A 14805-nucleotide genomic window follows, 5' to 3' on the forward strand; every position below is an offset into this window, starting at 1 on the left:
GGCTACGGACTGACGGGGACGGACAGAGCCTTTAACCTAGCTCTGTTTCGAGCGTATGACTAATCACTGGACTCTATGGACAGGTTCGGGGTTCCGAAGTCCGCTATCATGCGCCGGTTTTCGTGACAGGCTTTGCTACGGAGTTTCAATGAACACGCTTTTCATGCACTGCCGGCCCGGCTTCGAGGGCGAGGTCTGCTCCGAGATCGCCGAACACGCGGCCCGGCTCAACGTGGCCGGCTACGCCAAGGCCAAGCCGGCCAGCGCCTGTGCCGAATTTGTCTGCACCGAAGAGGACGGCGCCGAACGGCTGATGCGCGGCCAGCGGTTCGCCGAACTGATTTTCCCGCGCCAATGGGCCCGCGGCACCTTCATCGAGTTGCCGGAAACCGACCGCATCAGCGTCATCCTGGCGCACATGGCGCAGTTCCCGGCCTGTGGCAGCCTGTGGCTGGAGGTGCTGGACACCAACGATGGCAAGGAACTGTCGAACTTCTGCAGGAAATTCGAAGGCCCGTTGCGCAAGGCGTTGGCCGCCGCCGGCAAGCTGGTGCAAGACCCGCACAAGCCGCGCCTGCTGCTGACCTTCAAGAGCGGCCGCGAAGTGTTCCTGGGGTTGGCCCCGGCCGACAATTCGGCGATGTGGCCGATGGGCATCCCGCGCCTGAAGTTCCCCCGGGAAGCGCCCAGCCGTTCGACCCTCAAGCTCGAAGAGGCCTGGCACCATTTCATTCCTCGCGAGGAGTGGGACGAGCGCCTGCACAGCGACATGACCGGGGTGGACCTGGGCGCGGCGCCAGGCGGCTGGACCTGGCAACTGGTCAACCGGGGCATGCTCGTCACGGCCATCGACAACGGGCCGATGGCCGAGAGCCTGATGGACACCGGCCTGGTGCAGCACCTGATGGCGGACGGCTTCACCTTCAAGCCCAGGCAGCCGGTGGACTGGATGGTCTGCGACATCGTCGAGAAACCGGCGCGCAACGCAGCGATGCTGGAGGAGTGGATCGGCGAGGGGCATTGTCGCGAGGCGGTGGTCAACCTCAAGTTGCCGATGAAACAGCGCTATACCGAAGTGAAGCGCCTGCTTGAACGTATCGCCGACGGATTCAAGGCTCGGGGGATCACAGTCGAGATCGGTTGCAAGCAGCTGTACCACGACCGCGAGGAAGTGACGTGCCATCTGCGGCGGTTGGACACGAAAAAGCCCCGTGGGAGCAAAGCTTGCTCGCGATGAACGATGACGCGGTCAGGGAGACCGAGGTGCCTGCATCGCGGGCAAGCCTTGCTCCCACAGTCTTGCTCCGACATGTTTGCTGCCCCACAGACTTTGCTCAGGACCGACATTGCGCGACAATGCCGGCCAGTTCCAGGAGTAGAACATGAGTGAAATGAACGACACGCCGGTCGACGGCACGCTGGATGCCACCGGCCTCAATTGCCCCGAGCCGGTGATGATGCTGCACCAGCACATCCGCGACCTGGCGCCCGGCGGGCTGCTGAAAGTCATCGCCACCGATCCCTCGACGCGCCGCGACATCCCTAAGTTCTGTGTGTTTCTCGACCACGAGCTGGTGGGCCAAGACGAAGTGGACGGCACCTACCGCTACTGGATCCGCAAGAAACTCGCCTAACGACTGAGGCGAATCTGCTGGCGCGCACTGCGGGCCAGGCGGATCGACAGCATCAGCGCCGCGCAGCTCAAGCCCACGATCAGGCCCTGCCACAAGCCGCTCGGGCCGCTGGCCGCGCCGAGCCTGTCGGTCAGGCCGAGGGCGTAGCCCACGGGCAGGCCGATGCCCCAATAGGCGAACAACGTCAGGATCATCGTCACCCGCGTGTCCTGGTAGCCGCGCAGCGCGCCCGCCGCTGTCACCTGGATCGCGTCGGAAAACTGGAACAGCGCCGCGTAGACGATCAGCATCGATGCGACCTCGATCACCACCGGATCGGCGGTGTAGATCGCGGCGATCGGCCCGCGCAGGGCGAACATCAGGCTCGCCGACAGGCACGCATACGCCAGCGCGGTGCCCATGCCCACGCCCGCGGCGAAGCGCGCTTCACGGGGCTGGCCGCGGCCCAGTGCCTGGCCGACCCGTACCGTCACGGCCATGCCCAAGGAATAGGGGATCATGAACACCAGGGAACTGAAGTTCAGGGCGATCTGGTGCCCGGCCACCACCGTGGCGCCGAGGCTGCCGATCAACAGCGCAATCACCGCGAAAATGCTCGACTCGGCGAATACCGCGATGCCAATCGGCAGTCCGATTCCCAGCAGGCGCTGGAGGACGGCCCATTGTGGCCAGTCGAAACGGCTGAACACGCGGCTCGACTGGTAGGCCGGCGCCCACCGGGCCCAACCGGCCATGCCCAGGGCCATGAACCACATCACGATGGCCGTGGCCCAGCCGCAACCGACGCCGCCCATGGCCGGCACGCCCAGGTGCCCGTAGATGAAGATGTAGTTGAGCGGAATGTTCAGGGCCAGCCCGCACAACCCCAGCACCATCGCCGGCCGGGTACGTCCCAGGCCGTCGCTGAAGCAGCGCAGCACGTGGTACAGCGCCACCGCCGGCAGGCCGGTGCCGATGCCACGCAGGTATTCCATGCACGGGCCGATCAATTCGGGATCGACCTTCATGATGTGCAGGATCGGTTCGGCGCTGAACAGCGCCAGCGTGGCGATCAACCCCACCGCCAGCGCCAGCCACAGGGCCTGGCGCACCAGCGGGCCGATTTCGTGAAATGTGCCGGCGCCGAAGCGCTGGGCGACTTTCGGGGTGGTGGCCAGCAACGTACCGGTCATCAACAGGAACACCGGCACCCAGATCGAATTGCCCAGCGCCACCGCCGCCAGGTCCCGGGGGCCGACGCGGCCGGCCATCACCGCATCGACGAAGCCCATGGCAGTGGTCGCCAGTTGCGCCACCATGATCGGCACGGCCAGGGCCAGCAGCGTCTTGAACTCCAGGCGGACCCGGGCAGGGCGGGAGAGGAGGGGCGGTGTGTTGATCACAGGTTTCACAGGCGAAGCGTCCGAAAGAATAAGCGCAAGGCGGCGAATTCTACGCCTTGACGCACTGGTCAGGAAAAAACCTGTGTTGGGGATTTGTAATCGCTTTTTCAATTTCCGAGCACCTGTGGGAGCAAGGCTTGCCCGCGACGAAGATGATGCGGTCTCCCTAGGAACCGAGGTGCTTGCATCGCGAGCAAGCTTTGCTCCCACATAAATCCCCTCGCCACAACATCATTCGCTTCGGTTAATGCACAGGTCCAACGGAACGCCTACACTGCCCACCCCGCCAAAGGAGCCCTGCCATGCTGATCGTCGCCGACGAAAACATCCCCCTGCTCGATGCCTTTTTCCATGGTTTCGGTGAAATCCGCCGTGTGGCCGGACGGAGTATCGATCGGGCGATGGTCGAGCAGGCCGATGTATTGCTGGTGCGCTCGGTCAGCCAGGTCAATCGGGCGTTGCTGGAAGGCAGCAAGGTGCGCTTCGTGGGCACTTGCACCATCGGCACCGATCACTTGGACCTGGACTATTTCGCCGAAGCCGGGATCCGCTGGGCCAGTGCCCCGGGTTGCAACGCCCGGGGTGTCGTGGATTACGTGCTGGGCAGTCTCATGACCCTGGCTGAAATAGAGGGCGCGGACCTCGGGCAACGGACGTTCGGCGTGGTCGGCGCAGGCCAGGTGGGCGGGCGCCTGATCGAGGTGCTCAAGGGGCTTGGCTGGGCCGTGAAGGTCTGCGATCCGCCGCGCCAGGCCGCCGAGGGGGGCGACTACGTCAGCCTGGAGCAGATCATCGAGCAATGCGACGTCATCAGCCTGCACACGCCGCTGACCCGCGACGGCGAACAACCGACCTGGCACCTCTTCGACGCGGAGCGTTTGAACCGGCTCAAGCCCGGGACCTGGCTGATCAATGCGGCCCGTGGGCCGGTGATCGACAATGCGGCGTTGCGCCAGGTGCTGCTGGAGCGCGAAGACCTGCAAGCGGTGCTGGACGTCTGGGAGCAGGAGCCGACCGTGGACGTGGACCTGGCCGACCTGTGTGTCATCGCCACCCCGCACATCGCCGGCTACAGCCTCGATGGTCGCCAGCGCGGCACCGCGCAGATCTACGAAGCCTTGTGCGATTTCCTGCAACAGCCGGTTGAAGTCAGCCTCGGCGACCTGTTGCCTCGGCCCTGGCTCGGCGGCCTCACCCTGGACGCCGCCACCGACCCGGCGTGGGCATTGGCCGCGCTGTGCCGTGGCGTGTACGACCCGCGCCGCGACGATGCGGACTTTCGCCGCAGCCTGGTGGGCACTGCCAGCGAGCAGCGCAGTGCCTTCGATGCGTTGCGCAAGCACTACCCGCCACGCCGGGAGATCGACAGCCTGAAGGTTCGTATCGACGGGCCGTCGCCGGTCTTGCACCAGATCGTCACGGCGCTGGGTGCTAGTGTCCTTTAAAGGCGGCGCGCTCCCAGTCGTCTGCAAAAATCGGCAGGCACAAAAAACCCGACACGAGGGTCGGGTTCAGGCGAAGACGGGCTGTATCACTTTTGTTCGGCAGGCTTGACCAGTCGTTTTTCCAGCTCGCTGCAAGCCTTCTGGATCATGTCCTCGGTGATCGGAACTTCGCGCCCTTGGGCATCGATGAACGAACAGCCCAGGGACTGGTCCGGTTGCGTGCGGATTACTTGGATCTTGTCGTCGCTGCTGTATTGCAAGGACATGGCCTGTCTCCTCATCAGGTTGTGTGCCTACTGTAATGTCGCCAGGTGACCGAGCCATGACACTCCTTGTGGGTCCATGGCGACCCCTGTACTCAACCAGAAACACTGTCGCGTTTCCAGCCAGACTTTAGACCGATAACATCTAGCCGCTAGTCGTTGCGGTCATATTCAAGCGGACTCATTCTGATTCAACTTGGTTCCGTTGCGTTTCGGTGCCGTTGGCGGCTCTTTTCCCTTTATCGGACGTTTCTGATGCTTTCTTCCCAACATCGCCGCGCCATTCGCCTGGCCAGTGGCTTCATCGCGCCGTATCGCAAACAGGTCGCTGGCGCCTTGTTGGCGCTCATTGTCACCGCCGGCATCACCTTGTCCATGGGGCAAGGCATCCGGTTGCTGGTGGACCAGGGGTTCATGACCCGCTCGCCGCACCTGCTCAACCAGTCCATCGGCCTGTTCATGGTGTTGATACTGGCGCTGGCGGTCGGCACGTTCGCGCGTTTCTACCTGGTGTCGTGGATCGGCGAGCGGGTGGTGGCCGACATCCGCCGGCAGGTCTTCAACCACCTGGTCTACCTGCACCCCGGCTTCTACGAAAACAACCGCAGTTCGGAAATCCAGTCGCGCCTGACCGCCGATACCACCTTGCTGCAGTCGGTGATCGGTTCGTCGCTGTCGTTGTTCCTGCGCAATGCCTTGATGGTGGTGGGGGGCATCGTGCTGTTGTTCGTCACCAACCCCAAGCTGACCAGCATCGTGGTAATTGCCCTGCCGCTGGTACTGGCGCCGATCCTGCTGTTCGGCCGCCGGGTGCGCAGCCTGTCGCGGCTCAGCCAAGACCGCATCGCCGACGTCGGCAGCTACGTCTCCGAAACCCTCGGCCAGATCAAGACCGTGCAGGCCTACAACCACCAGGTCCAGGATGAACAGCGGTTTGGCGTGACCGTGGAGCAGGCCTTCGACACCGCCCGCAAGCGTATCGCCCAGCGGGCGTGGCTGATTACCCTGGTGATCGTGCTGGTCCTGGGAGCGGTGGGCGTCATGCTGTGGGTGGGTGGCATGGACGTCATTGCCGGGCGGATTTCCGGCGGCGAGCTGGCCGCCTTCGTGTTCTACAGCCTGATCGTCGGCAGTGCCTTCGGGACGCTGAGCGAAGTGATCGGCGAGTTGCAACGGGCGGCGGGGGCCGCGGAGCGTATCGCCGAGTTGCTGCGCTCGGAGAACATCATCCAGCCACCGAGCACCGGCCTGGTGACGTTGCCGGAGCGGGTCCGGGGCGACCTGCGCCTCGAAGGCGTGCGTTTTTCCTATCCCTCCCGGCCGGACAGCTATGCGGTCGACGGTCTCGACCTGACCATCCAGGCCGGTGAGACACTGGCCCTGGTCGGGCCTTCCGGGGCGGGCAAGTCGACGGTGTATGACCTGTTGCTGCGGTTCTACGATCCGGTGCAGGGGCGCATTCTCATCGACGGCGTGCCATTGACCCAGCTCGATCCCCTGGACCTGCGCCGCCATTTCGCCCTGGTCTCCCAAAGCCCGGCGCTGTTTTTCGGCACGGTCGAAGAAAACATCCGCTACGGCAACCCGCAGGCGACCTCCGAACAGGTCCGCGAAGCGGCGCAGATCGCCCACGCCCACGACTTCATCGAGAAAATGCCCGACGGCTACCAGACCCACCTGGGCGACGGCGGCCTCGGGCTGTCCGGCGGCCAGCGCCAGCGCCTGGCCATTGCCCGGGCGCTGCTGGTGGATGCGCCGATCCTGCTGCTGGACGAAGCCACCAGCGCCCTCGATGCCCAGAGCGAACACCTGATCCAGCAAGCCTTGCCGAGCCTGATGAAAAACCGCACCACCCTGGTCATCGCCCACCGCCTGGCCACGGTCAAGAACGCCGACCGGATCGCGGTGATGGACCAGGGCAAGGTCGTTGCCGTGGGTACTCATCAGGCACTGGTCGCCAGCAATGCGCTGTATGCGCGATTGGCGGCGTTGCAGTTCAATCAGCAGGGTGGGCCCGAGGCATAAGCTCGTGGCCCACTGAAACCCAATGTGGGAACGAGCCTGCTCGCGATAGCGGTGTGACATTCGGCGTCAATGTTGCGGGCCTGCCGCCATCGCGAGCAGGTTCCCAAACAAGGGCCAGCAACCGGCCAAAAAAATGCCCGCATCTTCCAGTGCGGGCATTTTTCTGCTCAGGCGCAGCTGTCGGCTAACACTCACTGGTCATCGAAGTACCGCTCATGCCAGTCCACCAGTGGTTGCGGCGAGTTGAGTTTCTGGCCGTAGATCACCGAGTAGGACAACACGTTCTGCACGTATTGGCGGGTTTCGTCGAAGGGGATGCTTTCCACCCACACATCGAAGCTCAAGTGGTCGGCGCCCCGCAGCCATTGGCGGACACGACCCGGGCCGGCGTTGTAGGCCGCCGAGGCCAGGACGCGGTTGCCGTTGAACTGGCTGTGGACCTGGCTCAGGTAGGCGGCGCCCAGCTGGATGTTCTTGTCCGGGTTCAGCACTTGCTGTGGCGAGGCCAGGGGAATGCTGAACTTGCGCGCGGTTTCCTTGGCCGTGCCGGGCATCAATTGCATCAGGCCGGCGGCGCCGACGCCGGAGCGGGCGTCGTCCATGAAGGCGCTTTCCTGGCGGGTGATCGCGAACACCCAGCTCGAATGCAGGCCCCGGACCTTGGCTTCGCGCACCAGGGTGTCGCGGTGGGCCATCGGGAAGCGGATGTCCAGGTCGTCCCAGTACTTGGCCTGGCTGATGGTGCGGATCGCCGGGAAATACCACTTCAGGTCGTAGGCCAGCTTGGCCTGGGCGACCATCTCGTCGCGGTTGAAGTGACGGCTGACGTGATACCACTCGCGGCGCCCATCGACGATGTCGCCACGGGCGTGGAACTCCAGCGCACGGCGTACGCCCGGCGTATTGCGCACTTTGTTGATCAACGCCTGGCTCATCACCAGGGGCTTGTTGACCAGTGAGTATGGCGACTGGGAGCGGTCGGCGGCCAGGAAACCGTAGAAGTCCCGCTCACGGGCCAGGTGCTTGTAGAGCGCCAGCGCCTCGGGGTTTTGCGGTTGGGCCAGTTCGAGGGTGCGAGCTTGCCAGTAACGCCAGCGGTTGGTGCTGGCCAGCGACTCGGGCAAGCGGCGCGTCAATTGGTAGGCGTCGTCCCAGCGAGCCAGGCGCAGCAGCAGGCGCAGGCGCCATTCGGAAACGGTGTCGTCCCGCAGTTCCGGGTCGTATTGGGTCATGACGTCCAGGGCGCGACTGTCGAAGCGCTTGGCCAGGGTCAGGCCGATTTCCCGGGCGATCGCGACTTTTTCATCCCGGGAAAAGCGCATGGTGCTGGCGTAGCCGTCCAGCAGCGCCATGGCCTTGTCCGGGTCCTGGCGGGCCAGGCGACGCAGGCCGAGGCTGACGATGTCGGACATCGGCTCATCGGCCGGCAGGAAGCGCGACGGCTGGTTGAGCAGTTCGGGTTTCTGCGCCACGTCCACCAACAGCTTGCCACGGGGGGCGAGGGTGGTCAGGCCGTTGACCAGGCTGTTGGCCAAGGGGTAATTGCGCGCCTGGGCGGCGAGCTTGGCGCGCTCCCAGCGCTTCTGTTCGGTCAACTGGCCCTGGGCGGCCCACAGGCCGAACAAGGTGTCGCAGGCGTCGGGCTGGGATTTGCCGGTGAGCCAGAGCTTTTCGGTGTTGGCGTAGCCCTCGGCCTTCAGGCCGTGGTTGAGCTGGTATTGCGCGTTGAGGCAGTCCAGTTCGGTGAAGTTCAGCTTGGGGTCGTAGTACTTGACGAACGTGTCCCAGTCGCCGCGCTCGGCCAGCCAGCGCAACCAGCGCAGCTTCATCCAGTTGGCCTGGGGCAGGTCGCCGTGTTCGGCGAGGAACTTCTCGATCTCGGCGTTGCTGGCGCTCTTGAGGCGAGCGGTTAGTTCGTCATAAGCCAGATACGGTTCCAGCGGATAGTCGCGCAGGGCCTGGCTATAGCGGAAATAGGGACCGGAATCGCCCTTGGCCAAGGCGCGCTTGGCCTCATCGTAGTACTGGCGCTGGGTGGAGATATCCACGGCCTGGGCGGATTGAACGGCAGTGGCACACACGAATAGACACGATAAAACACTGAGAAGGCGACTGCGCATGAGACATCCGGGCAGAAAAAACATGACAAGCCCAGGGGTGAGCCCGGGGTAACTGCTTGTAGCTTAGCCTTTTGCCAGCAACGGGCGAAAGCTTTGCGGGGCCGTCGGTATAAGTTCGCAACATTTGCACGGCATAACCGCGAAAGAGCGCCTTGGCAACGAAATTGGCGGCCCTCGCCGGGCGCTTCTCAGGTAGAATGCGCGCCCGGTTTTTGGAGAAGCTCATGACCCTGCTCAAATTCAGCGATGTGTCCCTTGCTTTCGGCGCCATGCCGTTGTTGGACAAGGTGTCCTGGCAGATCGCCCGTGGTGAGCGGGTGTGCATCATCGGCCGCAACGGCACTGGCAAGTCCAGCATGATGAAGCTGGTCAAGGGCGATCAGAAGCCCGATGACGGGTCGGTCTGGCGCGCGCCGGGCCTGAAGATCGGCGAATTGCCGCAGGAATTGCCGGTAGCCGACGAGCGGACTGTGTTCGACGTGGTCTCGGAAGGCCTCGACGGTGTCGGCGCGCTGTTGGCCGAATATCACCACTTGAGCCAGAACATCGTCACCGATGCCGACCTGGATAAGCTGATGCATGTCCAGCAAGACCTCGAAGCCCGTGACGGCTGGCGCCTGCAACAATTGGTCGACAGCACCCTGAGTCGCCTGCAGCTGCCCGCTGACAAGACCCTCGCCGAATTGTCCGGCGGCTGGCGTCGTCGCGTCCTGCTGGCCCAGGCCCTGGTGTCCGAGCCCGACCTGCTGTTGCTGGACGAACCCACCAACCACCTGGACATCGGCGCCATCGCCTGGCTGGAAGAAGCCCTGAAGGACTTCCAGGGCGCGGTGCTGTTCATCACCCACGACCGTTCCTTCCTGCAAAACCTGGCCACCCGCATCCTTGAGCTGGACCGTGGCGGCCTGATCGACTGGAATGGTGACTACGCCAGTTTCCTGGTGCACAAGGAAGCGGTGCTGGCGGCGGAAGAAACCGCCAATGCCCTGTTCGACAAGCGCCTGGCCCAGGAAGAAGTCTGGATCCGCCAGGGCATCAAGGCCCGTCGTACCCGTAACGAAGGCCGCGTGCGCGCCCTCAAGGCCCTGCGCGTCGAGCGCAGCGAACGCCGCGAGCGTACCGGCAAGGCCAATATCCAGCTGGAGACGGCAGAGAAATCCGGCAAGCAGGTGATGGTGCTGGAGAACGTCAGCTTCGCCCATCCCGGCGGTCCGTTCCTGGTCAAGGATTTCTCCATGGTCCTGCAGCGTGGCGACCGCATCGGCCTGCTGGGCGCCAACGGCACCGGCAAGACCACCCTGCTCAAGCTGATGCTGGGTGGCCTGGTCCCGAGCAGCGGCAAGGTGGAAGAGGGCACCAAGATCGACGTGGCCTATTTCGACCAGTTGCGCCATCAACTGGACCTGGAAAAGACCGTGATCGACAACGTCGCCGAAGGCCGCGACTTCATCGAGATCGATGGCCAGAGCCGCCACGTGTTGAGCTACCTCGGCGACTTCCTGTTCAGCCCGCAGCGTGCCCGCACGCCGGTCAAGGCACTGTCTGGCGGTGAGCGTGCCCGTCTGCTGCTGGCGAAGTTGTTCAGCAAGCCGGCGAACCTGCTGGTGCTCGACGAACCTACCAACGACCTGGACGTGGAAACCCTGGAGCTGCTGGAAGAAGTGTTGCTGACCTTCAACGGCACCGTGCTGATGGTCAGCCACGACCGGGCGTTCCTCGACAACGTGGTCACCAGCACCCTGGTGTTCGAAGGCGAAGGCCTGGTTCGCGAATACGTCGGTGGTTACCAGGACTGGCTGCGCCAGGGCGGCTCGCCGCGTCTGCTGGGCGTGACCGAGAGCAAGTCCGGCAAGGCCGACCTGAACTCGGCCGTGGTCAAGGCCGAGCCCGCCCCGGTTGCCGCGGCTGCGGCGCCAGCCCCGGCCAAGAAGAAACTCAGCTACAAGCTGCAGCGTGAGCTGGAAGCCCTGCCAGGCGATATCGAGGCGAAGGAACAGCAGATCGCAGCGGTGGAGGCCGAAATGGCCGACGCCGGCTTCTACCAGCGACCGGCGGCCGAAACCGCCAAGGTGATCGCCCACCTGGAGCAGTTGCAGGCCGAATTGGATGCCCTGGTCGAGCGCTGGGCCGAACTGGACGCTTGATCCGCTGCTGAAAAAAATCCCGGATTTCAGCAATGAACGCCGGGATTTTTATTTGAAATATCATTCCCTATGGGAGCGGGGTTGCTCGCGATAGCGGTGGATCAGCAGTATTGATGCTGGCTGTCACACCGCTATCGCGAGCAAGCTCGCTCCCACAGGGTTAGGTCTCAGGTGCGCTTGATCAGGTGCACCGCCAGCACATCGCACGGTGCGCCATGCAGCACGTCGTTGGCGGTGGAGCCCAGCAGCAGCGCCAGGCCATGGCGGCCATGGCTGCCGACGACGATCAGGTCGCAACCCTGTTCCTTGGCCAGGTGGTGGATTTCCTGGCGCGGCTGGCCGTAGGTCAGGTGGCTGAATTCCTTTTTCAGTGCCGGGTATTTCACGATCAACCGATCAAGGCGCTCCTTGGCCTGGTCGAATTGCTGTTGCTGCAACTGGGACAGGTCCATGGGGACGTCGCCGCCAAAGGCCATGGCCATCGGTTCGACGATGTGCACCAGCGACAGTTTGGTCTCCCGGCCTTCGCAAAGGGCGAGGGCGCGCTTGACGACGGGATCGCATTCTTCAGTGAGGTCGACGGCGACCAGAACGTGTTCGTAGTACATGGAAGGCACTCCAGAGAATTGCGATACGGTAAGTATGGCTGGTTTCAAGCGCATTGACGGCGACGTGGGTCAATGGCTCCTCAAAATTCGGGAGTACGAATATGACGGTCTGGATAGTGGTGTCAATCCTGTTGGTGGTGTTAAGCCCCCTGGCATGGTTGCGACCCTCCCGTGTTCAGAGTGGTCGGATGGCCCTGCGCATGGAGGCACGCCGCCTTGGCCTGGCCATGCAACTGGCGCCGCAGGAGTGGCCTCATTGGCTCGGCCAGCAGCCGCCAAACCCGTGTGCCCAGTACCATCGGCCGCGGCGCGGCAAGCAACCGGACTGCTGGAGCTACTGGCAGGCCGCGCCCGGGGTGTGGGTCAATCAATGGCGGGAGGCCTGCCAGGACGAGGCGTTGCTCGGGCACTTCGAAAAATTGCCGGCCAACGTCTACAAGGTCGAGGCCGATCGGCAAATGATCGCCCTGTACTGGGGCGAAAAAGGCGAAACCCGTGTCTTGCAGCAAATTGCCGAGACGCTCAAGGCCCTGGCCTGAGGCGTAAAAAAGCCCGACAGTTGCATCGGGCGGGTTGGCCAGGCAGGCCGGTAACCAAGTCATCTCCGGGCGTTCATTCGCAGCGCCCTTGCTTGCGCAAAATCCAGTACGTCTGCAACAGCCTAGCTGGTTGTGTCGGCTTTGCCCGGGATTAGGGCGACTTTTCTAATAATTGATCTTATGAATGGCTGTTCATGCGGCCGAGTGTTGCGGATCCGTACGGTACGAAAATGACCGTAAAGTCGCGTGGGTACGCTCTGTTTAGGGCGATTGACAATTGTCGGAAATTCCGTGAAGGTGACGTACCCAAATCAAACGGGCGTATGAATTGAGCGTTTGTATTTTCAGAACGTTCCTACAGATCCCGACTATCGCGTTGACGGGTGTGCCTGGCGGATTGGCGTAGCATCGACGGTAGCGTCAATGCCACACCTGCGGTCAGCGTTCAACGTGTACTGTTCAGCTTCCATATCGTGGAGATCAGTTGATGATTTACGAAGGTAAAGCCATCACGGTTAAGGCTCTTGAAAGTGGCATCGTCGAACTGAAGTTCGATCTCAAGGGTGAGTCCGTCAACAAGTTCAACCGTCTTACCCTGAATGAACTGCGTCAGGCCGTGGACACTATCAAGGCAGATGCTTCGATCAAGGGCGTGATCGTCAGCAGCGGCAAGGACGTGTTCATCGTCGGCGCCGACATCACCGAATTCGTCGACAACTTCAAGCTGCCCGATGCCGAACTGATCGCTGGCAACCTCGAAGCCAACCGTATTTTCAGCGATTTCGAAGACCTCAACGTCCCGACCGTTGCGGCCATCAACGGCATCGCCCTCGGTGGCGGCCTGGAAATGTGCCTGGCGGCGGACTACCGCGTCATGTCCACCACGGCCAAGATCGGCCTGCCGGAAGTCAAGCTGGGCATCTACCCGGGCTTCGGCGGCACCGTGCGCCTGCCGCGCCTGATCGGTGCCGACAACGCCATCGAGTGGATTGCCGCCGGCAAGGAAAACCGTGCCGAGGACGCGCTGAAAGTCGGCGCCGTGGATGCCGTGGTCGAACCTGGCAAGCTCCAGGATGCCGCCCTTGAAACGATCAAGCGCGCCATCAGCGGCGAGTTCGACTACAAGGCCAAGCGCCAGCCGAAGCTGGAAAAACTCAAGCTCAACGCCATCGAGCAGATGATGGCCTTCGAAACCGCCAAGGGCTTCGTCGCTGGCCAGGCGGGTCCGAACTACCCGGCACCGGTCGAGGCGATCAAGACCATCCAGAAGGCTGCGAACTTCGGTCGCGACAAGGCCCTGGAAGTCGAGGCCGCCGGCTTCGTCAAGCTGGCCAAGACTTCGGCTGCACACAGCCTGATCGGCCTGTTCCTGAATGACCAGGAATTGAAGAAAAAGGCCAAGGCCTACGACGAGATCGCCCGCGACGTGAAGCAGGCCGCCGTACTCGGCGCCGGCATCATGGGTGGCGGCATCGCCTACCAGTCGGCGTCCAAGGGCACGCCGATCCTGATGAAGGACATCAACGAGCACGGGATCGAACAGGGCCTGGCCGAAGCCGCCAAGCTGCTGGTGGGCCGCGTCGACAAGGGGCGCATGACCGCGGCGAAGATGGCCGAAGTGCTCAACGGCATTCGTCCGACCCTGTCCTACGGTGATTTCGGCCATGTCGACCTGGTGGTCGAAGCCGTTGTCGAGAACCCGAAGGTCAAGCAGGCGGTGCTGGCTGAAGTCGAAGACAAGGTCAAGGAGGACACCATCCTGGCGTCCAACACCTCGACCATTTCCATTTCGCTGCTGGCCAAGGCCCTCAAGCGTCCGGAAAACTTCGTCGGCATGCACTTCTTCAACCCGGTGCACATGATGCCGCTGGTGGAAGTGATCCGTGGCGAGAAGTCCAGCGAACAGGCGATTGCCACCACCGTGGCCTACGCCAAGAAAATGGGCAAGAACCCGATCGTCGTCAACGACTGCCCGGGCTTTTTGGTCAACCGCGTGCTGTTTCCATACTTCGGCGGTTTCGCCAAGCTGGTCAGCGCCGGCGTGGACTTCGTGCGTATCGACAAGATCATGGAAAAATTCGGCTGGCCGATGGGCCCGGCGTACCTGATGGACGTGGTCGGCATCGACACCGGTCACCACGGTCGCGACGTCATGGCCGAGGGCTTCCCGGACCGCATGAAAGACGACCGCCGTTCGGCTGTCGATGTGCTCTACGAAGCCAAGCGCCTGGGCCAGAAGAACGGCAAGGGCTTCTACGCCTACGAGACCGACAAGCGCGGCAAGCAAAAGAAAGTAGCCGATCCGTCGGTACTGGAAGTGCTCAAGCCGATCGTCTACGAGCAGCGCGAAGTCACCGACGAGGACATCATCAACTGGATGATGATTCCGCTGTGCCTCGAAACCGTGCGTTGCCTGGAAGATGGCATTGTCGAAACCGCCGCCGAAGCCGACATGGGTCTGGTCTACGGTATCGGTTTCCCTCCATTCCGTGGCGGTGCGCTGCGCTATATCGATTCGATCGGTGTGGCCGAGTTCGTTGCCCTGGCTGACCAGTACGCTGATCTGGGCGCGCTGTACCACCCCACCGCGAAGCTGCGTGACATGGCCAAGAACGGCCAGAGCTTCTTCGGTTAAGCGCCCAACG

General features: G+C 63.0%; 11 protein-coding genes. 7 read left to right on the plus strand and 4 right to left on the minus strand.

Translation table 11 applies throughout. The annotated features are described in order from the left end of the window. Positions 1 to 148: 148 nt before the first annotated feature. Both rlmM and tusA read left to right on the plus strand, forming a co-directional pair. On the plus strand, positions 149 to 1237 hold the full coding sequence (gene rlmM / locus Q6A48_RS07745; protein WP_304553267.1) for a 23S rRNA (cytidine(2498)-2'-O)-methyltransferase RlmM: 1089 nt from the start codon (positions 149 to 151) through the stop codon (positions 1235 to 1237). Between the two features lie 145 nt (positions 1238 to 1382). Then, the gene (gene tusA, locus Q6A48_RS07750) at positions 1383 to 1634 is read left to right on the plus strand and encodes a sulfurtransferase TusA (RefSeq protein ID WP_304553268.1); all 252 of its coding nucleotides are present in this window, start codon (positions 1383 to 1385) and stop codon (positions 1632 to 1634) included. Here tusA and Q6A48_RS07755 read toward each other — a convergent pair. Then, on the minus strand, positions 1631 to 3025 hold the full coding sequence (locus tag Q6A48_RS07755; RefSeq protein ID WP_304553270.1) for an MATE family efflux transporter: 1395 nt from the start codon (positions 3023 to 3025) through the stop codon (positions 1631 to 1633). The two genes, tusA and Q6A48_RS07755, sit on opposite strands and share 4 nt — an antisense overlap. A gap of 293 nt (positions 3026 to 3318) precedes the next feature. Here Q6A48_RS07755 and pdxB point away from each other — a divergent pair, with 293 nt between their 5' ends. Then, the gene (gene pdxB, locus Q6A48_RS07760; protein WP_304553272.1) at positions 3319 to 4461 is read left to right on the plus strand and encodes a 4-phosphoerythronate dehydrogenase PdxB; all 1143 of its coding nucleotides are present in this window, start codon (positions 3319 to 3321) and stop codon (positions 4459 to 4461) included. Positions 4462 to 4547: 86 nt separating this feature from the next. Here pdxB and Q6A48_RS07765 read toward each other — a convergent pair whose 3' ends face one another. After that, the gene (locus Q6A48_RS07765; RefSeq protein WP_304553273.1) at positions 4548 to 4727 is read right to left on the minus strand and encodes a PA1571 family protein; all 180 of its coding nucleotides are present in this window, start codon (positions 4725 to 4727) and stop codon (positions 4548 to 4550) included. A gap of 252 nt (positions 4728 to 4979) precedes the next feature. On the opposite strand from Q6A48_RS07765, the gene Q6A48_RS07770 reads away from it, so the two are divergent. Continuing rightward, positions 4980 to 6749 (plus strand): ABC transporter transmembrane domain-containing protein, encoded by a 1770-nt coding sequence (locus Q6A48_RS07770; protein WP_304553275.1) that lies wholly within the window; start codon positions 4980 to 4982, stop codon positions 6747 to 6749. Positions 6750 to 6940: 191 nt separating this feature from the next. Here the strand turns inward: Q6A48_RS07770 and Q6A48_RS07775 are convergent, their stop codons facing one another. Beyond that, positions 6941 to 8869 (minus strand): transglycosylase SLT domain-containing protein, encoded by a 1929-nt coding sequence (locus Q6A48_RS07775; RefSeq protein ID WP_304553276.1) that lies wholly within the window; start codon positions 8867 to 8869, stop codon positions 6941 to 6943. Between the two features lie 224 nt (positions 8870 to 9093). Between Q6A48_RS07775 and Q6A48_RS07780 the strand changes: the two genes are divergently transcribed. Continuing rightward, positions 9094 to 11013, plus strand: a complete 1920-nt coding sequence (locus Q6A48_RS07780) for an ATP-binding cassette domain-containing protein (protein WP_304553277.1) — start codon at positions 9094 to 9096, stop codon at positions 11011 to 11013. Positions 11014 to 11180: 167 nt separating this feature from the next. Here Q6A48_RS07780 and Q6A48_RS07785 read toward each other — a convergent pair whose 3' ends face one another. Continuing rightward, complete coding sequence (locus tag Q6A48_RS07785) at positions 11181 to 11621, minus strand: universal stress protein (protein WP_304553279.1); 441 nt, start codon at positions 11619 to 11621, stop codon at positions 11181 to 11183. A gap of 101 nt (positions 11622 to 11722) precedes the next feature. Between Q6A48_RS07785 and Q6A48_RS07790 the strand changes: the two genes are divergently transcribed. Together Q6A48_RS07790 and fadB are read left to right on the plus strand one after the other, a co-directional pair. Further along, positions 11723 to 12160, plus strand: coding sequence for a hypothetical protein (locus tag Q6A48_RS07790; RefSeq protein WP_304553280.1), 438 nt, complete (start codon positions 11723 to 11725; stop codon positions 12158 to 12160). Positions 12161 to 12647: 487 nt separating this feature from the next. After that, positions 12648 to 14795, plus strand: a complete 2148-nt coding sequence (gene fadB / locus Q6A48_RS07795) for a fatty acid oxidation complex subunit alpha FadB (RefSeq protein WP_304553282.1) — start codon at positions 12648 to 12650, stop codon at positions 14793 to 14795. Positions 14796 to 14805 lie beyond the last annotated feature (10 nt).

This window comes from Pseudomonas citrullilanati (assembly GCF_030580855.1).
GTDB classification, from domain to species: domain Bacteria; phylum Pseudomonadota; class Gammaproteobacteria; order Pseudomonadales; family Pseudomonadaceae; genus Aquipseudomonas; species Aquipseudomonas citrulli.

Bases quoted from the DNA above. Each gene is read 5' to 3' on its own strand.
- rlmM (WP_304553267.1), top strand. From the start codon at position 149: ATGAACACGCTTTTCATGCACTGCCGGCCCGGCTTCGAGGGCGAGGTC.
- tusA (WP_304553268.1), top strand. From the start codon at position 1,383: ATGAGTGAAATGAACGACACGCCGGTCGACGGCACGCTGGATGCCACC.
- pdxB (WP_304553272.1), top strand. From the start codon at position 3,319: ATGCTGATCGTCGCCGACGAAAACATCCCCCTGCTCGATGCCTTTTTC.
- Q6A48_RS07765 (WP_304553273.1), bottom strand. From the start codon at position 4,727: ATGTCCTTGCAATACAGCAGCGACGACAAGATCCAAGTAATCCGCACG.
- Q6A48_RS07770 (WP_304553275.1), top strand. From the start codon at position 4,980: ATGCTTTCTTCCCAACATCGCCGCGCCATTCGCCTGGCCAGTGGCTTC.
- Q6A48_RS07775 (WP_304553276.1), bottom strand. From the start codon at position 8,869: ATGCGCAGTCGCCTTCTCAGTGTTTTATCGTGTCTATTCGTGTGTGCC.
- Q6A48_RS07780 (WP_304553277.1), top strand. From the start codon at position 9,094: ATGACCCTGCTCAAATTCAGCGATGTGTCCCTTGCTTTCGGCGCCATG.
- Q6A48_RS07785 (WP_304553279.1), bottom strand. From the start codon at position 11,621: ATGTACTACGAACACGTTCTGGTCGCCGTCGACCTCACTGAAGAATGC.
- Q6A48_RS07790 (WP_304553280.1), top strand. From the start codon at position 11,723: ATGACGGTCTGGATAGTGGTGTCAATCCTGTTGGTGGTGTTAAGCCCC.
- fadB (WP_304553282.1), top strand. From the start codon at position 12,648: ATGATTTACGAAGGTAAAGCCATCACGGTTAAGGCTCTTGAAAGTGGC.